Annotated in this window: 22 protein-coding genes; 8 read left to right on the top strand and 14 right to left on the bottom strand. The window is 67.9% G+C overall.

Translation table 11 applies throughout. From position 1 onward, the window contains the following. Positions 1 to 24: 24 nt before the first annotated feature. Positions 25 to 549 (bottom strand): DUF6912 family protein, encoded by a 525-nt coding sequence (locus ABD210_RS06860; RefSeq protein WP_344109959.1) that lies wholly within the window; start codon positions 547 to 549, stop codon positions 25 to 27. Then, positions 546 to 2012, bottom strand: a complete 1467-nt coding sequence (locus ABD210_RS06855; protein WP_344109958.1) for a WS/DGAT/MGAT family O-acyltransferase — start codon at positions 2010 to 2012, stop codon at positions 546 to 548. The genes ABD210_RS06860 and ABD210_RS06855 overlap by 4 nt, the downstream gene beginning before the upstream one ends. A 257-nt stretch (positions 2013 to 2269) precedes the next feature. Between ABD210_RS06855 and ABD210_RS06850 the strand changes: the two genes are divergently transcribed. After that, positions 2270 to 2752 carry a cupredoxin domain-containing protein gene (locus tag ABD210_RS06850; protein ID WP_344109957.1) on the top strand — a complete coding sequence of 161 codons (483 nt, stop codon included), beginning with the start codon at positions 2270 to 2272 and terminating at the stop codon, positions 2750 to 2752. Between the two features lie 8 nt (positions 2753 to 2760). Next, the gene (locus tag ABD210_RS06845; protein WP_344109955.1) at positions 2761 to 4173 is read left to right on the top strand and encodes a hypothetical protein; all 1413 of its coding nucleotides are present in this window, start codon (positions 2761 to 2763) and stop codon (positions 4171 to 4173) included. Positions 4174 to 4295: 122 nt separating this feature from the next. On the opposite strand, the gene ABD210_RS06840 is transcribed toward ABD210_RS06845, so the two are convergent. Next, complete coding sequence (locus ABD210_RS06840) at positions 4296 to 4970, bottom strand: DUF1345 domain-containing protein (RefSeq protein WP_344109954.1); 675 nt, start codon at positions 4968 to 4970, stop codon at positions 4296 to 4298. Between the two features lie 67 nt (positions 4971 to 5037). Between ABD210_RS06840 and ABD210_RS06835 the strand changes: the two genes are divergently transcribed. Next, positions 5038 to 5676, top strand: coding sequence for a hypothetical protein (locus ABD210_RS06835; protein WP_344109953.1), 639 nt, complete (start codon positions 5038 to 5040; stop codon positions 5674 to 5676). Positions 5677 to 5716: 40 nt separating this feature from the next. Here ABD210_RS06835 and ABD210_RS06830 read toward each other — a convergent pair whose 3' ends face one another. The 3 genes from ABD210_RS06830 to ABD210_RS06820 all read right to left on the bottom strand — a co-directional run bounded on the left by ABD210_RS06830 (position 5717) and on the right by ABD210_RS06820 (position 8920). Further along, positions 5717 to 6643 (bottom strand): aldo/keto reductase, encoded by a 927-nt coding sequence (locus tag ABD210_RS06830; protein WP_344109952.1) that lies wholly within the window; start codon positions 6641 to 6643, stop codon positions 5717 to 5719. Positions 6644 to 6686: 43 nt separating this feature from the next. After that, positions 6687 to 8087, bottom strand: coding sequence for an FAD-dependent oxidoreductase (locus ABD210_RS06825; RefSeq protein ID WP_344109950.1), 1401 nt, complete (start codon positions 8085 to 8087; stop codon positions 6687 to 6689). Positions 8088 to 8200: 113 nt separating this feature from the next. Then, entirely contained in the window at positions 8201 to 8920 is a 720-nt protein-coding gene (locus tag ABD210_RS06820; RefSeq protein ID WP_344109948.1) for an LmeA family phospholipid-binding protein, read from the bottom strand. A gap of 107 nt (positions 8921 to 9027) precedes the next feature. Between ABD210_RS06820 and ABD210_RS06815 the strand changes: the two genes are divergently transcribed. Continuing rightward, positions 9028 to 9420, top strand: a complete 393-nt coding sequence (locus ABD210_RS06815; protein WP_344109946.1) for a VOC family protein — start codon at positions 9028 to 9030, stop codon at positions 9418 to 9420. Between the two features lie 356 nt (positions 9421 to 9776). Here ABD210_RS06815 and ABD210_RS06810 read toward each other — a convergent pair whose 3' ends face one another. From ABD210_RS06810 to ABD210_RS06780, 7 genes are all read right to left on the bottom strand, one after another. Next, positions 9777 to 10352, bottom strand: coding sequence for a DUF6036 family nucleotidyltransferase (locus ABD210_RS06810; RefSeq protein WP_344109944.1), 576 nt, complete (start codon positions 10350 to 10352; stop codon positions 9777 to 9779). Next, entirely contained in the window at positions 10349 to 10936 is a 588-nt protein-coding gene (locus ABD210_RS06805) for a helix-turn-helix domain-containing protein (RefSeq protein ID WP_344109943.1), read from the bottom strand. Before ABD210_RS06805 ends, ABD210_RS06810 begins: the two co-directional genes overlap by 4 nt. Positions 10937 to 11054: 118 nt before the next feature. After that, on the bottom strand, positions 11055 to 12269 hold the full coding sequence (locus ABD210_RS06800) for a glycosyltransferase 87 family protein (protein WP_344109941.1): 1215 nt from the start codon (positions 12267 to 12269) through the stop codon (positions 11055 to 11057). 2 nt (positions 12270 to 12271) lie between these two features. Beyond that, positions 12272 to 12928 carry an HAD family hydrolase gene (locus tag ABD210_RS06795; protein ID WP_344109939.1) on the bottom strand — a complete coding sequence of 219 codons (657 nt, stop codon included), beginning with the start codon at positions 12926 to 12928 and terminating at the stop codon, positions 12272 to 12274. A 69-nt stretch (positions 12929 to 12997) separates the two neighbouring features. Continuing rightward, a complete protein-coding gene (locus tag ABD210_RS06790; protein WP_344109937.1) occupies positions 12998 to 13789 on the bottom strand; it encodes a DUF4097 family beta strand repeat-containing protein in 792 nt (263 codons plus the stop codon). A gap of 109 nt (positions 13790 to 13898) precedes the next feature. After that, complete coding sequence (locus ABD210_RS06785; RefSeq protein ID WP_344109935.1) at positions 13899 to 15164, bottom strand: CpaE/TadZ family protein; 1266 nt, start codon at positions 15162 to 15164, stop codon at positions 13899 to 13901. Continuing rightward, entirely contained in the window at positions 15164 to 15826 is a 663-nt protein-coding gene (locus tag ABD210_RS06780; protein WP_344109934.1) for an SAF domain-containing protein, read from the bottom strand. Before ABD210_RS06780 ends, ABD210_RS06785 begins: the two co-directional genes overlap by 1 nt. Positions 15827 to 16015: 189 nt before the next feature. Here ABD210_RS06780 and ABD210_RS06775 point away from each other — a divergent pair, with 189 nt between their 5' ends. Continuing rightward, positions 16016 to 16264 (top strand): helix-turn-helix domain-containing protein, encoded by a 249-nt coding sequence (locus tag ABD210_RS06775; protein WP_344109933.1) that lies wholly within the window; start codon positions 16016 to 16018, stop codon positions 16262 to 16264. A gap of 37 nt (positions 16265 to 16301) precedes the next feature. Here the strand turns inward: ABD210_RS06775 and ABD210_RS06770 are convergent, their stop codons facing one another. Beyond that, positions 16302 to 16856 (bottom strand): hypothetical protein, encoded by a 555-nt coding sequence (locus tag ABD210_RS06770; RefSeq protein ID WP_344109932.1) that lies wholly within the window; start codon positions 16854 to 16856, stop codon positions 16302 to 16304. A gap of 155 nt (positions 16857 to 17011) precedes the next feature. Between ABD210_RS06770 and ABD210_RS06765 the strand changes: the two genes are divergently transcribed. From ABD210_RS06765 to ABD210_RS06755, 3 genes are all read left to right on the top strand, one after another. Next, on the top strand, positions 17012 to 17974 hold the full coding sequence (locus ABD210_RS06765) for a LysM peptidoglycan-binding domain-containing protein (protein ID WP_344109931.1): 963 nt from the start codon (positions 17012 to 17014) through the stop codon (positions 17972 to 17974). A 1-nt stretch (position 17975) separates the two neighbouring features. Further along, positions 17976 to 18482 (top strand): Rv3235 family protein, encoded by a 507-nt coding sequence (locus ABD210_RS06760; protein WP_344109930.1) that lies wholly within the window; start codon positions 17976 to 17978, stop codon positions 18480 to 18482. Between the two features lie 222 nt (positions 18483 to 18704). Continuing rightward, positions 18705 to 19586, top strand: coding sequence for a VanW family protein (locus ABD210_RS06755; RefSeq protein WP_344109929.1), 882 nt, complete (start codon positions 18705 to 18707; stop codon positions 19584 to 19586). Positions 19587 to 19671 lie beyond the last annotated feature (85 nt).

The raw sequence follows: 19671 nt of genomic DNA, 5'->3' as shown, positions 1-19671 counted from the left end.
GCCATCAACTCCCTGTCTGACCGGTCAGGCTCTCGAACCGCCGCACGGACCCTCGGCGGCGAGGAGATCCGGGATCTCCTGCGTCGCGTACCACAGCAGGTCTTCACCCTCGCACGAGTCGAGGGCGAAGATCGCGTCATCATCGCCATTCTGGGCCGCATCCCACAGATCGGCAGCCTTGCCGACGATGCCGGCGGCATCTACCGCGTCGATGTGGACCGCGGCCACGGTCCGCCACGGCACAACCACGTGTAGCTCCAGCCGGGCATCCCCGAGCTCGACCGTGCCGTCGGCCGGTGGGATCGCGCTCATCTCGCAGGCCACGACCACCCGTCTGCGCTGCGCGCCCGGATCCGCCGCCAGCAGCCCGACCGAGGCTCGCGCCGCCTGGGCCATCGCGGCGTACTCGAGCTCCTCGTCGTCTCCGTCGGTGTACCACTCGCGCAGCGCGGGCGTCACGGCATACGCGACGAGGGGCGCGGGACCGAACTCGCCGGTGTGGCAGGCGAGATCGAGGAGGGGGAACGTGCTCGGGATGTAGACCCTCATGAGCCTGCCTTCTTCGGACTACTGCGCGGTTTCTTCCGGCCCCGCGAGGCGCGACTCCGGCTCCCCTTGGTGGTGTCGAGCAACTCGTCCAGCGCATCCGTCACGCACTGGGTGAACACGGCCAGGTCGGGCATCGCAGTACGGTCCGCGTTCAGCCCGAACGACACCTTCCCGTCGTACGACGTGACGCCCACGGACAGGCCCTGCCCGGGCATCAGCGGGACGACCGGGTACGACGCGAGCATGGGCGCGCCTTGTGCGTACAGCGGGAACTGCGGGCCTGGCACGTTCGTGATGACCACGTCGTCGATCGGTCGCACGGTCGCGGTGGCCACCCTGGCCGCCAGCGCGTGCAACGTGGTCGGCGCGAAGCCGGCGATCCCGACCAGCGAGCGGGCGCTGACCGCACGGCCGGTGTCCTTGTGGACCTTGGTCTGGTACGAGATCTGGTGCAGGCGCATCACCGGCGAGTTCTCCCCCACCGGCAGGTTCACGGTCGAGGCGATCACCCGGGAACCGAGCGAGGTCGGCTCCTCGTCATCGTCGTCGCGGATGCTGACCGGAACCACCGCGCGAACGCCGCGGGTCGGGCTGACGCTCTCACCGCGCGTCATCATCCACGCCCTGAGTGCACCCGCGACGACGGCCAGGATCACGTCGTTCACCGTGCCGCCGTGCATCGCGCGGACGGTCCGGTAGTCCTCCAGGTCGGTCTCGACCGTGGTGAACCGGCGCTGCCCGGAGGTCTTCACATGCAGCGAGCTCTCCTGGACATGCCGCTGCGCGACCACCGAACCCACCACGTCACCGAGCACCTCTCGCACGGACGTGGACCCGGTCAGGCTCGCGATCTCAGCGCGGGCGAGCTCCAGCACGGCGGTCGGGTGGCGGGTGGCGTCGGCGAACACTCCCGCGAGGAGCTCCAGGGCCGATGGCGGGTGCGCGGGCTGCCAGGTGTCGGTCGGGGTCTCCCGCGGATGCGCGGTGGCGTCGAGCACGACCTGGCCGATGTCGACCGTACTGTTGCCGTCGACAAGCGCCTGGTGGGACTTCGCGATGATCGCGAACCGGTCCCCCTGCAGGCCCTCGACCAGGTACATCTCCCAGAGCGGCCGGGCGCGGTCGAGCCGCCGGGACATGATCCGCGCGACCAGCTCCAGCAGCTGGGCGTGAGTCCCCGGCCGCGGCAGGGCGGAGCGGCGTACATGGAAGGTGATGTCGAATTCCTCGTCATCGACCCAGACCGGGCCCGCGAACCGGCCCGGCACGTGCTGGACCCGCTGCCGGTAGCGCGGCACGAAGGCGATCCGGTCGCGGATCAGCGCCACCAGGCTCTCGTAGTCGAACCCGTCGTCCCCGTGCACCGGCGGCTCGAAGATGTCGACCGTGCCGACGTGCATCGGCGTGGCCGGGCTCTCGGCCTTCAGGAACGTGAGGTCCAGCGACGACAACCGGTCCGGCATCCGGGCCCTCCCTTTCCTGTGAGTGTGCGTGTCCAGTCACCCTAACGGTGCCCACCGACAGGGGGCTGCGACACTGGCTCAGCATGGCGAACGCGACCCGGAACGCTGATGGCTCAGGCTGGAAAATGGCCCACAGCGATCGTGACACGACTGATGGTGCATACCGGGGAACACCGGGACGCGCACGTTCGTCAGGCAAGGGGGCGTGTCCCGCGCCCGTAGTTCGGAACCGACCTGCTGAAAGGCTCCTCGAGATCATGCGTTCGACGTTTTCCCGCGGTACCGCGCTCGCGCTCCTGCCCGCTCTCGGCATGCTGGTCCTGGCCGGCTGCAGCGGCTCGAACGACTCGGGATCGCGTCCCAGCACGACCCCGTCCAGCGCACCGACCTCGGCGCCGAGCCTGACGCCGTCGACCACCCCGAGCGGCCCCGACACGAGCAGCCCGTCCAACACCGCCGACCCGTCCGGCGACCAGGCCGACGTGACCATCAACATCACCGTTGCCAACGGCAAGGTCACTCCGAGCGGCGACACCATCAAGGCCAAGGTCGGCCAGACCGTCCTGGTCACCGCTGTGAGTGACGCCGCCGACGAGGTCCACATCCACGGCTACGACAAGCAACTCCCGCTGACGCCCGGCAAGCCGGCGTCGGTGAAGTTCACCGCGAACATGAAGGGCACGTTCGAGATCGAGACGCACGAGAGCGGCAAGCTCGTCGCCAAGCTCGTCGTCTCCTGATCCCGGCTGTGACGCCTCTGCTCCTGCCGCTCCACGGCATCGGCGGCCGCCAGGACCTACCCGTGCCCTTCGGCCTGGCCGTCGGCGGCGCCGCCGTGGCGATCGCAGTCTCGTTCGTGGTACTCGCCCTCGCCTGGCGCAACCCGAAGTACCGCGGCAACGCCTCCGGCATACCGTTGCCCACCACAATCACCCGGCCGCCCCAGCACGAGTCCCTCGTACGCCGTGCCGGCGCGTGGTTGCGCTGGCTCGTCCGGCTGCCCGGCTTCGTGATCGCTCGCACCGTCGACGAGCCCTGGTTCCGCTGGCTTGTGCGGCTGATCGGGCTGGCGATCTTCCTGTACGCGATGGTGTCGCTGATCTTCGGTGTCGATCGGCTGACGAACCCGATCTTCGGCTTCATCTACATCCTGGTCTGGGTAGGCCTGGTCCCGATCTCGCTGCTCCTCGGCCCGGTCTGGCGCACCCTGAACCCGCTCCGTACGCTGCACCTCCTGCTCAGCAAGGCCATGGGACAACCCCCCTCGAAGGGCCTGCTCGAGCTCCCTCGGTGGTTGGGGCTCTGGCCGGCCGCGCTCGGCATCTTCGCGTTCACCTGGCTGGAGCTGGTCGCGCCCGACCGAGCCACGCTGCCGGTCGTGCAGGCCTGGATGGCCCTGTACGTCGTGATCACCATGTTCGGCGCGATCCTCTTCGGGGACCGCTGGTTCTCCACCGGTGATCCCTTCGAGGTCTATGCGACCCTGATGGCGCGGCTGTCCCCCTGGGGTCGCCGCGACGACGGCGCGCTGGTGATCCGCCGGCCCCTGGAAAACCTCGACGGCCTGAAGCCACGACCCGGCCTGGTAGGCATGGTTGCCGCCCTGCTCGGCTCCACGGCGTACGACGGCTTCTCCAACTCGACGGCCTGGATCGGCTGGGCCCAGGACACGAACTACTCGATGACGCTCCTCGGCACCCTCGCGCTGATCTGCTTCATCCTGTTCGTGCTGGTCACGTACTCAAGCGCCACCTTGCTCGCCGGACGGTTGTCCGACAGTTCCCGTACTGCGCTGCCCAGGCTGTTCGCGCACTCCGTCATACCGATCGCCCTCGGGTACGTCGTCGCGCACTACCTCACGCTGCTGATCCTCGAAGGCCAGCGCACCCTGATCTACCTGAGCGATCCGCTCAGCAACGGCGCCAACATCTTCGGCACCGGCCTCCTCGGCCTGAACACCTCAATCACCAACCACAGCACGGCAATCGCCGTCACCCAGGTCCTCGCAGTAGTTGGCGGCCACCTGATGGGCGTCATCTCGGCCCACGACCGGGCAGTAGCCCTCTTCCCCCGCCACAGAGCCCTGGCAGGCCAACTCCCCCTACTAATCGTCATGGTCGGCTACACAGTCGGCGGCCTATTGCTCCTCTTCGCTGCCTAGTACTACGAACCCCCCACGCCGGTCCCACCCTGGGGCGCCACCACCACAGCCGGCATGACATAAGCACAGCGGCTCTGCTTATGTCGTGCCAAGGCTGGACCGGTGACCGTCGTCCGCCACCCCTAGCCGCCACCGCCGGTTCCGAGGCCGGCTATCAGGTTGATAGTGGTTGCCAGGATCACGGCACCGAACAGGTAGGACAGGAGGGCGTGGCGCAGCGCCGTGTGGCGGATCTCCGGGGCCTCGATGTCGGTATCGGACACCTGGAAGGTCATGCCGATCGTGAAGGCGAGGTAGGCGAAGTCGAGGTACCGCGGCGGAGCGGCCTGCTTGAAGTTCACCCCGCCGTCCTCGCCCGTGTAGTAGAGGCGTGCGTAGCGCAGCGTGAACAACGTGTGCACGGTGAACCACGACAGCCCGACGCTGGCGACTCCGAGCCCGGCTAGCAGGGTCTGCTGCGCGCCATTGGCCGAGCTGGCCCGGACCAGCACCAACCCGACCGCGACCAGACTGGCCACCGAAGCGATCAACACGATCAGGTCGGTCACCGCAACGCTCGGATCCTCCCGCGTCGCGTGAGCGGCTGTCGCTGTAGAGCTCATCGGGCTGGTCCCCAGCCACACCCAGACCGTGAACACCAGTGCCGCGATGTCCCAGCCCGCCAAGGGGGCATAATCCCAGGCGCCAGCGATCCCCGTCGCGATCGCGGCAGCCAAGCCCGCGAGCAGCATCGTGACCAGCTTGGCCCGGGATCCCGCCGCTGCCCATGCCGGAGCGGCGCCGGCTGTTCTGCTCATGGAGCCAGTCAACCAGCCGGCCGGGCGAGAGCGCCGCCGAACTGCCGTCGGCGCTAGGGTCCTACCTGTGCGGATCCTGTTCATCGGTAACAGCTTCACAGCGCGCAACAACCTGCCTGCGCTGTTCGCCGGCCTCGCGAACGCGCGCGGACTGACTGTCGATCACCGGCTCATCTCCGCGGGCGGCGCCTCCCTTCGCCAGCACCTCAACGCGGGTACGGCGCTCGCGGCGATCGCCGAGGGAACGTACGACGTCGTAGTACTGCAGGAGCAGAGCACCCTCCCCACCAAGAATCCCGCCCGCATGCACGACAGTGTTCGCGACTTCCACGCCGCGATCGACGAGGCGGGCGCCCGGACCGCGTTGTACCTGACCTGGGCTCGGAGGAACGCACCCGAGGCGCAGCAGGGACTCACCACGGCGTACTCGACCATCGCGGCCGAGGTCGGCGCCACTCTCGTCCCGGTCGGCATGGTCTGGGAACGCTTTCTCAGCACGCACGACAGCCCGCTGCTCCACGACGCCGACAACAGCCATCCCGCCCTCGCGGGCAGCTACCTCGCAGCGTGCGTATTCCTGGTCTCGCTGCTCGGCGAACATCCCGTCGGCATAGACGTCCCCGTGAAGGGCCTCGACGAGAAGACCGCAGCTCTACTTCGCCAAGCCGCCTGGGACATCTGCGAAGACCTCGCCTCGGGCAAGTAGGGACCAACCGGCAGAGCCACGCCCTCGTCGCCCAGATTGCTCAGACCGATGGCATGCCGGCCGACAGTCGGTCGATCTCGGCCGGTGTCAGCTTGAGGGTGGCGGCAGGCAGGATCTGCTCGAGCTGCTCCGTACTACGCGCGCTCGCGATCGGGGCGACGATCCGCGGGCTGGCGAGCAGCCACGCGAGCGCGACGGCGGCCACGGTGGTGTTGTGGGCCGCGGCGATCTCGTCGAGTGCCGCGAGCACCGCCGTACCGCGCTCATCGAGGTACGCACGCGCACCCTCGGCCCGCTGGGACTCGACCACGTCGCTGCCAGGCCGGTACTTCCCCGTCAGGAAGCCTTTCGCCAGCGCGAAGTAGGGCAGCACGGCGAGGTCCCAGGCGTCAGCGACGGGTAGCAGCGTGCGCTCGAAGTCCCGCTCGACCAGGTTGTAGTGCGGCTGCAGAACGGTGAACTCGGCGAGCCCGTGTTCGCGCTGGAACTCGAGGGCCGCGGAGAGGCGCTGCGGCGTGTAGTTCGAGGCGCCGAGGTGACGCACGGTGCCCGCCTGCACCAGCGCGTCGAACGCGCTCAGCGATTCCTCCAGCGGCGTCTCCTCGTCGTCGAAGTGCGCGTAGTACAGGTCGATGCGGTCGCTCCGCAGGCGCTTGAGCGATGCCTCCGCCTCACCCTTGATCGTCTCCGCGCGCAGATTGCGAAGTGGTCCTCGGCCACCCCCGACCTTCGTCGCCACAACGATCTCGTCGCGGTTGCCCCGGTCGGCGAGCCAGCGTCCGATGATCTTCTCGGACTGGCCGTGCTCGACCAGGTAGGAGTTCGCGGTGTCGATGAAGTTGCCGCCCGCTCCGGCGTACGCGTCCAGGACGGCGCGGGACTGCGGCTCGTCGGCGGTCCAGCCGAACACGTTGCCACCGAGGCAGAGGGGAAAGACGTCGAGGTCAGTACGTCCAAGGGAAACCATGTCACTCCACGCTAGTAGTCGGCATTTTGCACAGCGGCTGCGGCTAATCGGCCGGTGCGGTCGGCGGATTCCTCAGCAAGAAGGTGAGCCCTTCGGCTGCGGTCGGGTGGGCGTAGATCGCCCTTTGCAGTGCCGTGTAAGGGATGCGGCCGACCATCGCGGTCTGGACGGCGGCCATCAGCTCGCTGGCCTCGGCCCCGAACGCGGTGAATCCGAGAATCTCGTCGCCGTCCGCGGCGATCAGCATCTTCAGGAACCCGCGCGGTTCGGAGATCGTCCTGGTCCGCAGTACGGCGGCCATCGGCAGGCTGAGCACGCGGTATCCGATGCCGCGGCGCTTGGCCTCGGATTCGTTGAGGCCGACGCGCGCGAGCTCGGGATCGGTGAACATGCAGTACGGCACGAGGCGGTCGGTGGTCGTACTGCTGCCACCGGTCAGGTTGTCGTGCACGATGCGGAAGTCGTCGAAGGCCGCGTGGGTGAATTGCGGACTGCCCGCACACTCGCCCATTGCCCACACGTTGGCCGCTGTGGTGGCAAGGCGCTCGTCAACCGCGACGTAGCCGCTGTCCGTCAGCTTCACCCCGGCCCGCTCCAGCCCGATGCCGCCGGTGTTCGGCGTACGCCCGACACCGACGAGCAGATCCGTGCCCTCGACAACGGATTCGCCGTCGGAGCCGTCAGTGACGATGCGCACGGCGCTGCCGGATCGTCCTTCCACGCTCCAGACCCGCGTCTGCAGGTGAACGGTGATCCCCTCATCGCGGAAGAGTTGAAGTACTGCAGCTCCGACATCCGGGTCTTCGCGGCCGGCCAACTGCGCTCCCTGCTCGATGACGGTTACCTGCGCTCCGAAGCGGCGCATTGCCTGCGCGAATTCCAGCCCAACGTAGCCGCCGCCCATCACGATCAGATGCTCAGGCAGCCGTTCCAGGTCCAGCAGTTCGACGTGGGTCATCGGCCGAGCGGCAACGAGCCCGGGGACGTGGGGCACGGTTGCGTGCGTGCCCAGGTTCAGAAACACCTTCTCGCCACTGATCCTGCGCCGGCCACCGCCAGCCAACTGGACGTCAACCGCTCTCTCGCCGACGAAGCGGGCCTCGCCCATGATCAGCTCAGCACCACTGGCCTTGTACCGATCGAGGTGCAGCTGGCGAAGGCTGTCGACCATCGCCCGCTTCCGAGCCTGTACGCCATGCATGCTGGTGACCGCCGACTCGAGCTCGACCCCGAATTCGGCGGCACGCAGGGTGAACGACCGGACCTTCGCCGAGTGAATGATGTTCTTGCTCGGCAGGCAGGCGATATTCGGGCAGGACCCACCGATCAGCCCGCGCTCGATCACAGCGGTGCGGTGGCCAGCGGCTGCCATGGTCCAAGCGAGATACTTGCCCGCCTCGCCGCTGCCGATGATGAGGATGTCGTAGCTGTCGGTGTCGGGCATGAACTCGGCTCCTGCAAGGGCTCAAAGCGTCGGTCGCCTGGTCGTGAGATCTCAGTGACTGCCACGCTAGGCCCACCGGTCGCCCACAGACATCCCCGCTAGCAGGCTTTGATCTACGCCGCGGGCAGCTCGAAGTTGGCCGCGGTTGCGGTGAGCAGGATCGATTGCCCATCGACCGCGACCTGCTTCACCGAGGCGCCGAACGGTAGGTCCGGCACGACGATGCCCCTGGCCAGCACCGAGTTCACGGCGTCGCGAATGGCGGACGGCACCCCTGGCAGACCATCAACCACCAGGCTGATGCGCCCGTTCTGCACCTGGGGCCGGACCGTCGCGCTCGCCGTCACACCTTGCACCGCCACCCGCGCCTGCAGCTTCGAATTCACGATCCGCAGCGTCAGCCCGTCCAGGCCGCCGGCTCGGGCGAGCCTGTTCAGCGCGTCCGGCGACATCCGCAGCTTCAGGTCCGCCGAGGTGACCTTGACCCCGGCGCCCGTACCGCCGGTCAGCACCTCCCGCGGCACCTGGATGCCCGACATCACCACCGTCAGGTCCTGGGCGGGAATCGAGGAGAAAGTCGGCTGCTGCATGGTCAGCGTGATCCGGGAGAACTCGCCCCTGGCCAACTGCGGCAGGAACCCGAACCCACCCACTTCCACCGACGTGCTGGACGCCCGTACGTCGTACCGCGCCGCTTCATCCTGCGCGACGACCGCCAGCCGGTCCTCGGCGAGCGACTCGGCCACCCGATCCGCGGCGAATCCCAGGCACGCCAGCAACACGACGACGATGACCAGCGCCCGCAACCCACGCCGCGGTCTCGTGGAGCTCATCAACACCTTCTCTGAAGTCCGGCCGGCACGGAGCTCCGGAGCCGCGCTTGGCCCCGCCCCGGTCAGCTTTCGGACAGGGTATGTCGGTCCGCGCGTAGCGTGGGCCCGTGGACCGCATCGGCTACGTCATCCTCTACGTCTCCGACCTCGACGCATCCATCGCGTTCTACCGGGATGTGGTCGGCCTCCCCTACAAATTCACCGACGCCGGGTACGCCGAGTTCGCCACCGAGGGCACCAGGTTCGCCCTCTACGAACGGCGCCGGGCCGAATGGCTCACCGGCCGAGCGATAACCCCCGGCCCGGCCGCCGAGATCGTCCTCCTCGTCGACGACGTGGACGCCCACGCCAGCCGGCTAGCGGCACTGGACGCCACAATCCTCACCGGCCCGGCCGACCGCCCCTGGGGACACCGAACCCTCCACGTCGCCGACCCGGACGGCTTCGTTGTCGAGCTCGCCCAGCACATCCCGCGGCACCGAGGCCGACATCTACCGTGACGGTGGAACGTCGTGCGCCAAATCGTAGGAGTAGTCCCCGTCATACTCCGGCGTAGCCGTCACCACAGCGTCCCTCTGCTCTGGCTCCCGTGAGCGCACAGCCGCGGCCTCGCCACTCGCCTCATGCGCAAGGTCATACTCAAGATCTGCCCCGTCCTGCGCGACCGCCTCAGACTCCTGCTCACTCATGACCGACCACCTTCGCTTGGGTCTCCAGTATCACCTCGTCGCAAGCTGCGACGACCGCCTGAATATCGGGGGTGCGACCCGGCCCGCGACGGCGCCCACTACGGAATCGTCGGGCAGAATCGGTGATTCTGCCGCTGTGATGTGTCGGTTGAAACCGCCGCGGGGAATCACGCCTTCTCGGTATCGGCAGCTAGATCCGCGATCTGCTGGACATAGTCCACTAGATACGGGTCGTGCTCCTCGAACGGATATGCCACGTAGTAGGCGTCGACTGCTGATTGGGCGTCGTCGAACCTACACGATGGCCAGAGGGCCACCATGTCGTCGTGGTCAGCGGTTCGGCCAGCCAGTAGTTTCATCAAGAAGACCTGAGTTGGCGGCGGCCCGAGCAGGGTCAGATGCTTGTGTTCATAAAGGACTTCGCAATCTTCGACCCGTAAACCGGCCGGAGTGAAGCCGGCCGCGCTGTCATTTAGCCAATCAGAACGCAGACCATGGCGATCCGCGATCGTTCGGACCACAGCCCTGAGATCCTGGGCGAGTCGGGTGACTGAATCTATGTCCACGGTTGACTCACGCAGGTCGCGCAGGGCCATATATGAGCCGCCCACCACGACAAGACTGCCTGTCAGTCCGCGGACGCCGAGCTCATCGGCGACCTCGCCGATGTAGGAGAGGATCTCGGTCTTGCCTAGGACACCTGCAGCGGGGCTGGGACGATCAGGTGCATCTGACTCACTCATGCAGCGTCACGCCACAGATCCCGCGCCGCAAGCCAGATGTTGCGGGCCGCGAGCTGAGCGGGGGCATTGGCACGCGCCCGCGCCACCCTCGTCGGTGTGCCCGGTGCGACCCAAGGCGTCGGGGATGGCGGGACGGTCTTAGTCCACCGCGGCCGGGGAATCCCAGCATCATCGGCGACCTTTTCTGCGATGCCTGCCAGAAGTGCATCGAACGCGGCATCACCGCTGCGGGGCGGGGGTGTCTCGATCGCCTCTGCAGCGAGTTCCCGATGCGCTGCGATTTGGTCGAGGAACCCTCGAAGCCGTGCCCAATTGACCTTGCGGCCTTGGGGATCGGGCATATACGCCTGATTGAGCACCTCAATCGCAGGTCTGGTCGAATCGGCTTGCTGAGCGGTCGCGCTGACCGATAGGTGTCGCCCAGCAGCAGCAATCAAGCGGGCGAGCATGGTCAGGGTCGGATCAGTAGAGCCGTCTTCGATCCTGGAAACCGTCGAAGTCGGAACACCCGCCCTCGCGGCGAGCGCGCTGCGAGACAGCCCTGCGTCCTCGCGCGTCTCACGAACCAAGTCGGCTGCACCCATGGGGGTAGCATATATGCAACAATGCGATGGCAAAATGCCTACTCGACTGCCCGCACGGTCCGGGCAGTCGTCAACGCCCTGCTGGCCGAGATCGAACCAGTGGAGACCGAACCGGCTCTCAGGCCGGCTGGGACGCTGCAGGAGCTGACTGCTTGGGCAGGGACCTGCTCGTGTAGGCGAGGAGGAGGAAGGCGAGCATGCCGAGGATCAGGTGGGAGTTGCCGGGGATCGATTGCCAGAAGGTCCAGCTCAGCTCGCGGCCGTCTCGGTACGGCACCCACCAGATCGACCTCAGCACGAACAGCCCGTACCACAGCACGCCCGTGACGACAGCCGGGTTCAACCCCCAGACCCGGTTCACCGCGCGGATCAGGCTGACTCCGAGCGGGATGATCCAAACCCAGTGATGGCTCCACGACACCGGAGACGCATAGAGAACCGCCAACGCCATCACGGAAATCGCCGTGACCCGCTCGTCAGCCAGCCAGAACCGCCGCGCCAGCCACAACACGGCAACTCCGAAGATCGCCGACAACAGGAACCACACCGGCTTGACCCACGACGCCTCGTCACCAAGCCGGCTGAGGAATCCCATGAACGACTGGTTCGCCGTATATGCCAGACCCCCGACCCGGTTGGCGTTGCGGATCACCACGGTCCAGTACTCCCACGACTGGTTGGGCACCACGGCGAACCCGATCGCCATGGTGGCAAGCAAACCCAGTACTGCGTTGCGGAACGCGCGCCACTGCTTGGTGATCAGCAGGAAGGCCAGGAAGGGAAGCGGAGTCAGCTTCACTCCGATGGCGACACCAACCCAGAACCCGCGCCACTTCACCCCGGCCGGACGGACCAGGTCCAGCAGGATCATTGCCGTCAGCAACAGATTGATCTGGCCGAACTGGATCGTCTGCCAGACCGGCTCGAGCAGCAGCGACGCGGCGGTCAACGCGACCAGGACGAGGATCCGCCGACGCTCCGGGAAGTAGGCCCAGGCACTGGCGGGCAGGCTGGCGCGCCAGATCGCCGCGATACAGAGCACCGAGATCGTCGTCCAGACCACCAGCGCGACGCCCCACGGAACCGCCGCCAGCGGCAGCATCGCGATCGCGGCGAACGGCGGATAGGTGAACGGAAGACCCGAGCCCGGGAGCTGAGCGTCGTACAGGGATTGGCGGTCGAGCAGGACCGAGCCGCCCATCCGGTAGACGCGCAGGTCGATCATGCCGTCGAACAGGCCGTACGCCCAGGCGCCGAGCGCGACGATCACCGCGCAGGCGATGACGGCGATGACGATGCGGCGGGCGTCGGTGGTTCGGGTTCGAGTGGTCACGGTCACGTCAGGTCGACTCCGAAAAGGGATTCCAGCTCGCGCCGCGTCTGGTCGTACGAGGTGTGCAGGACCGCGGTCATGCCGAGTGCGCGGGCGCCTTCGACGTTCAGTTCGAGGTCGTCGACGAAGACGCACTCGGCGAGTTCGAGGCTGACCCGCCCGGCGGCGAGCCGGAAGATCTCGGGCTCCGGCTTGCGCAGTCCGACCTCGCCGGAGATGACGATGTCGTCGAACATGCCGTCCCACGTCTCGCGCGGGTAGGTGTTGCCCCAGGAGTTCGACAACAGGGCGGTCTTGATGCCGTGCGACTTGGCCCGCCGGATCAGCGCGGACATCTGCGGTTGGTGCTCGAAGTGCGCGAACATCCGCTCGATCAGCCCTTCGGCCGGCACCGGGGTGCCGTCGCGCCGGATCAGGACGGCGGCCAACTTGCGCTCGAAGTCCGGTACTGCGAGCTGGCCCCGCTCCAGCGCGTGGATCGGGTTCAGCTCGGCCTCGGCCGGGGTGGCGGCCAGCCAGTCGACGATCGCCTGGTAGTACGAGTCGAAGTCGAGGCCGTCCAGTTCCGCCCAGCGGCCCAGGGCGTCGTCGAGACCGGAGGTGAGCACTCCACCCCAGTCCACCAGCAGGCCGCGGAGGGCGGGCTTGTCGTCAGGCATGCGCGCAAGACTACTCAGGACATGGTCGGCGACTCCGGCCGGTCACTCAGCCGCCGGGCGCCGTGACGGTCAGTTGCGGTACTCCACGGTGACGTCGCCGGACGACGTCTTCGCCTTGATCGTGCGGGGCGAATCGGGGTCGGTCTTGAGGCTTCCCGTCGACTCGTCGCCCGAAGACGTGTCGGTCTCGAGCTTGTAGGTCTCGGAGCCGGCTGGAACCCGGACAGTCACATCACCCGAGCTCGACTCGGCCTGGACGGACGACGGCGCCCCGCTGAAACTCAGGGCGACGCTGCCTGAACTGCTCTGAGACGTCACCGACGCCGCCGTCAGATCCTGCGCCTCGACGTCACCGGACGAAGACTCCAGCGACAGGTCGCCACCGATCGCGTGCACTTCGATGCCGCCCGACGACGTCTTCAGGCTGGCACCGGCCGGCAGATCCGAGGCCTTGAGGTCGCCGCTGGTGCTCTCGATCGTCACCTTGAGGTCCTTCGGCACGGTCACCACGTAGTCGGTGGCGCAGCCGAAGGACAGGAACCCGCAGCCGGTGTCCTTGATCTCCAGCTTGCCGTCGTTGTACTTCTCCGAGGGCTCGGACCCGAACACGTTGCGGTCGAACTTCTTGGTCACCGTGATCTCGCGGACGTCGCCCGAGCGCAGCTCCAGATCGGCAGAGCTGGTCTGGACGGTCAGCGCGCCGCCCTGCACCGGGTAGCTGCCCTGGCCCGTCCTGGTGTCCTCGGTCAGCCCGGTCAGGGCCCAGTAGCCCCCACCCAGGATCAAGGCGACCGAGATCGCGATGCCGTATCTGCGCTCCATGCTCATCGTGCCGGCCTGCCGACCCTGGACCTCGGACATCGCTCTCCCCTGGCAGTGCTCATGTCACCAGTTGCTGGTCGCAGCTGGTGACTCCCAGGTCAACCCTGGCATATCCCGGGGGTGCTGTCGGTGGGGTTATCCCCCGTATTCACCTGAGCAGATCCCCCATCACCCCGGCGGCCAACCCTTGCATCGCCTTGCGGAGTTTGCTCGACTTCGCGGCGTCGGTGAGGCTCCGCCCGTGCGAAAGCGCCGCATCACAAGCCGCCTGATCGAACGGCAACAACGCAGCCGCCTGTACTCCGGCGTACCGGCTGAGCGCCTCCGCCACGGCCTCGGCCGGCGAGTTCCCCAGCGGCCCCGACCGGACCCGGTTCACCACAACCCGAGGGGTCGCCGACGGCACGGCAGCGCGGAGCTCGTGCAGCGCGCGGATCAGGCGGGTCAATCCGACCGGGTCGGCCGTTCCGACCACGACCACCTCGTCGGCCTCTTCGAGCGTGGCCAGGGTGGCACCGTTGCGACGTGGGGCGAGCGTGTCGAAGGAGATCTCCTCATCGCTCTCGATGCAGAAGCCCGCATCGACCACGGTGCAAGGCGCGAGCATCCTGGCCGTCGCCCAGACGGATTCGATCGCAGTCGCCCGCAGCTCGGTCCAGCGATCGGCACGGCTCAATCCGGTCAGCACCAGCAAGTGCGGACCGACCTGCCTGGCCTGCCGAGCCAGCACCTCCACATCCAGCGAACCACCGCTGGCTGAACGCGCCGCCGCGGCCAATCCCGAGGTCTCGTCGAGCATGCCGAGCAGCTGAGCCACCGTGCCGCCGTACACATCAGCATCGGCAAGCAGAGTGGAGACCCCTCGCGCTGCGAGCTCAGTGGCCAATCCGACCGCGACCGTACTGCGGCCCGGTGCGCCGGTGGGACCCCAGACGGCAATCACCCGGCCGGTTCCCTCACCGTAGGCCCGGGGCGGCTGCGGAGGGGCGTCTCCGGTGTACGGCACGAATCCGCCGGCGAAGTGCGAGATAGTTGCCGGCGGCCCGGATTCCACCGCGTCAGTGATCGCCCGGCCGAGGTCCTCGGCGCTGACGTCGGCCGGCAGGATCCGCTCGACCCCCATCCGGCTCAGCCTGTCCTCGCTGCCGGTGGGTTCTCCGTTGTCGGTGGGGTCGACCATCGCGACTACCGCGATCCGGCGAGAGTGCAGCGCGGCTACTGCGTCGGAGGTCAACCTGGGCAGGTCTTCCGCGAGCAGTACGGCCCGTGCTTGTCCGCTGGCAGCCGCGGCCATCACGTCGGCGATGTCCACGCACCTGCGGACGATGCGGATTCCCGGGGCTCTTTCGGCCCGCCGTACGACATCGGCCTCCCACGGTGCGCCTGTCACCGCGAGCAGGAGAGGTATTGACATCAGCGGCCTCGCCGGACCAGCACCGGCTCACCAGTGCTCATCGCGGCCAGCGCAGCGGGAAGCTTGGGAAGGTCCGACGGGTCCAGCCCAACCAGCACCTGCCGCCGGGCCGAACTACCGGCAACGCCTTTGACAGCGTCGACCTGGACCACGCGGATCGTGTCCCAGAGCTTCTTCGCCGGCTCGTCCGCTGCCTTGGGAACCACCCAGACGTCGACCTGATCGCCTGCGGCCGTGTCTGCCGGCAAGCGCCCGGTCGCGATGGACAGCGGCAACTCCGTGCGGTCGTTGTCGGCCTGCGTGACCGCTGCTTGCCGCGGCACGAATTCGCCCGCTCCGATGGCCCGCACGACCACCAGTCCCTTGAGGTCCGCGTCAGCGGCGACGTACTGACCTGCCGCCTCGCTGCTGGTGAAGCGGACCCGGACCGTAGTGAGGTCTCCGCTGCTGAGCTTGGTCCCGGAGGGCAGATCATGGTCTGCGGCCCAGATGGCGGTTGTGTCGTCCGCCGAGGCGAGCAGTTTGGCCCCGGCGAGCGCGGTGATCGCGACCAGCAGCACGCCGAGCACCAGTCGGCCGTCCTTCCACCGCGCCCGCCGGTTGCGCAGGGTCGGGGTGGAAGGAGCGGCGAATCCGCCCCGCACTCCTGGACTCTCGACCACTCGAACTCCCCAGATCTCTCGCTGTCACTGCCTGATCGCGCTCGGAGACCGATATTCTGCCGTGTTCCGGGGTTCTGATGCTCCTCGTCATCCACAGGTCGGGGGTCACTTGGGACAAACAGCCCGATTCCGACGCCAACCGTGGCAAACTGAGGCAATCAGCCCCGCTCACACCTCGAAAGGGCGCGCATGCCGGCACCGCGCTTCCTCCAGCTCTCCGACGTCGCCGAGGTGCTGAACATCTCGGCCAACCAGGTCTATGCGCTGGTCCGCCGCGGTGACATCCCGGCCGTGAAGATCGGCGGCCGCGGCCAGTGGCGGGTGGAGTCGACCGAGCTCGAGAAGTACATCGAGCGGCTCTACACCGAGACGAAGCAGTTCATCGACTCGCATCCGTTCGGCGAGGAAGCCGAGCAATCCGAGGACGTACAAAGCTAGTCCCAGCTGTTGTGGCGGGTGCCGCGGCACGGCAGTTTCAGCGGCGGCGGACGGCTGTGAGCGCCTGGGTGGGGACCAGGCGCGAGTTGTAGACCTCCGTACGCCGGCGCGGCGCGTCCAGCGGGTGCTCGGCGACCTCGAGGAAATCGGCGCCGACCCGATCGATCGTGCCGGTGACCGGGTGAGCGCTGCCCGCCGCGCAGTACAACGTCACCGGTGAGCGGTCCCGCGCGATCCCTCGGAGCAGATGCGCCAGGCCCAACTTCGCCGCGACCGCGCCTTCGGCCGGCTCGGCCCAAGGCCCGAGCCCATGCACCGCGGTGAGAGCCGTGACCGGGATCAGCCACTCCTCGTGGCGCTCCGCCTCCAGCAACAGACAGTCCTTGCCGACGCGGCTGAGCGTGCCATGGACCGGTTCCGCGTGCGTCAACTCGACCCGCACGACGGTCCCGACCGCCCCGCGAAGGCGGTCCAGCACGGTGATCTTGCCGACCTCCGCGCGGATCCGATCCGCCACCTCGCCGTACAGGTCTCCGTCCTGCAGCGCGTCGAACTGCGACTCCAGGTCCTCGAACAGGGCATCCAGACGCATGCCGTGAACCTACTTCATCGGCACTCTCCGTGGGCTCACCTGACTGTCCGTGACACTTCCGTGCGAATTCCGACTTGCCAAAGCTGGGCTAGGCCGGTCTATATTGATCAAGCCAAAGCAAACTAACGCAAACTCATAGATCGGAGGTGAACGACATGGTTCGTTGCGTGAAGGGGCTGGTCTTGGTCGGAGCGCTCGCCGGAATCGGCGTGAGTCTGCGCTGGGCGACCGCCGGGTCCGTCGCCTCCGCGAAGACCCAGGACCTCCCGTCGATGGCCGCGCTAACGGTCGGCGCGGTCGCCTGGGTCGCCTACGGCTGGCTGCTGATCGCGGTGCTGGCCACCGTCCTCGAGCAAGTCCCGGGGGCTGTCGGTCGGGCCGCCTCCGTCGTGGGCGCCCGGATCACCTCCCCGACATCGCGTGCGTTGCTGCGGTCCGCACTCGGGGTCGCTGCCGTCACCCCGCTGACGATCGGAGTCGCCCATGCCTCTCCAGGCGACGGCGGATCCCAGCCCCTGTCGGGTGCCGTGGAACCACGGTCGTCGGTACAGCTCTCGGAAAGCTCCCCCGATGACTGGCGAGCCACCGAGAAGCCTTCAAGCCTTCGCCTGACCGAGCCACCCAACCGCACAACGCAACCCATCCGACGACCTGCAGCACGGCCCACAGCCAGCACCCCGAGGCCGGCTGGCAGTCCGACCCACCCTCCGAATCAGCCGGCGCCGGTTCGAAGTCAACCCACGCAGGCCCCCGAGCGGCCGGCCCAAGTCGCTGTGCCCGACCGGCCCGCGCAGGTCCAGGAGCGCCCGACGCAAGTCGGGGTTCCGGATCGGCCGACGGAGGGGGCTCCGACTCGATACACGGATCTGCGGACCGGGCAGTTGGTTGGGACCGCCGCACAGGTGGTCAGACCAGGCGACTCGCTGTGGAGCCTCGCCGCGGCCGAGCTCGGACCGACGGCCGGCGACGTGGCAGTCGCGACCCGCTGGCCGCAGTGGTACGCCGCGAACCGCGCTGTCATCGGCCCCGATCCCGACCTCATCCTTCCTGGCCAGGTGCTCCGTATCCCGGCGCCCGCAACCGATCAACCCGTGCCGCCTACCCATCAGGAGAAGTGACATGAGTCAGCACCCGACGCTCGTCGCCGTTCGCCCGCTGCCAGAAACCGAGCCGATGCCACGGCCGGTGCCGATCACCGAGGGCGCGTTGGCGCTCCACTACCAGGCCATCCCAGAGCTCCACGCCATACCCGCTCCGCCGGTACTGCGGTTGGTTCCGACTGGTCCATCCTTGCCCGACGTGCAGGCGTGGGCATCCCGCATGGTGCAGGCAGTGGCTGAGGTCCTAGCCGGCGACCGGCCCATCACGCAGTTGATCCGCTTCACCGACTCGGTGGTGTTCACCGACCTCAACCGCCGGGTCCGCGTGCTCGGGCTGACCACCACCGCGACCGGCCGCGGCTTGAAGGAGCGCAGCGCCGTCCGGTCCGTGCACGTGTTCACCCCCGCCATGGAGGTCGCCGAGGTCGCCGCTCACGTCCGGTACGGCGACCGCTCCCGGGCGATGGCTCTCCGCCTCGAGGTCCACCGCGGCCGGTGGATCTGCACCGCACTCGAACTCGGTTGAGGTTCGCGGCGTCATACCAGCAGCGCAACCCGATCGTGCGCGGGCTGTCACCGAGCCGCCACACGACCGGGCGTACCGTTGCCGGATCGGTCAGGGGGACCGACCACGTCCCGTTCGGGGGAACGAATGCCTGAGAGCACCACCAGCACTGCAGCTCCATACGCAGCCGACCACTTACAGCCCGGCCGGACCCCGTCCTTTCCCAACATTGAGGTTGAGGAGTTGACGCCGGCGGAGTTGGCGCGGGTATTGCCGCGGGTCGGCGCACGGCGCTGGTCCCAGCGGATCCCGGCGCTCTATCCGGTCGCCGTGCGGTATCACCGCGCCCGGCGACGGCTCGAGTGGCTGCGGTCGGACACGGCGTTCGCGCACACCTTGCAGCGCGATGATCTGCCCGTGCGGGTCAAGCGGCACAAGTCGCTCCTCCTGCGGCAGCTCGGCGAGACCGAGATGTGGATGCAGCACAACAAGGTCACCAACCTGAAGCTGGCGTGCGCGCAGGTCGATGGTCTGCTGATCCGCCCCGGCGAGACGTTCTCCTTCAACAAGCTGGTCGGCAACGCGACCCGCCGCAAGGGCTATCTCAAAGGCATGCGGCTGTCCAACGGCCAAGCCCGGCCCGGCATCGGCGGCGGAATCTGTCAGCTGGCCAACCTGCTGCACTGGATGGTGCTGCACTCGCCGCTGACCGTGACCCAGCGATCCACCCACAGCTTCGACCCGTTCCCCGACAACGGCCGTGTGCTTCCCTGGGGAGTCGGCTGCAGCATCGTCTACAACTACGTGGACCTGCAGTTCCGCAATGACACGGACCAGACGTTCCAGCTCCGCGTCGGCGTCGGCGATCGCTACCTGGAAGGCGAGATCCTCGCGGACGAGACCACCCGGGCGTCGTACCGGGTGTTCGCGCGCGGCGAGAGGTTCTACCGGGCAGGCGCGGAATACTTCCGCCGCAATGAGATCTGGCGAACCCTCATCGACCGCCACACAGGCGCCCGCCTCGGGGATGAGCTGATCCGCGAGAACGTTGCCCTGGTCAAATACGTCCCCACCGGCGTCGACGTGATCGACCTCAACCTCCACCAGTGCCCGCCCGCCGGCTGACCGCCCGACGCATCTGCCCGGAAGCGTGCCGGCACTGCGCTCAGCTCGTCCGGAAATTGTCGGTGGCGGGCGCCAGACTGAGGTG

This window comes from Kribbella alba (assembly GCF_039529635.1).
Lineage (GTDB): Bacteria > Actinomycetota > Actinomycetes > Propionibacteriales > Kribbellaceae > Kribbella > Kribbella alba.
Note: the sequence above shows the minus strand (reverse complement) of the source record. Positions and strands in the feature narration are given on the sequence as shown.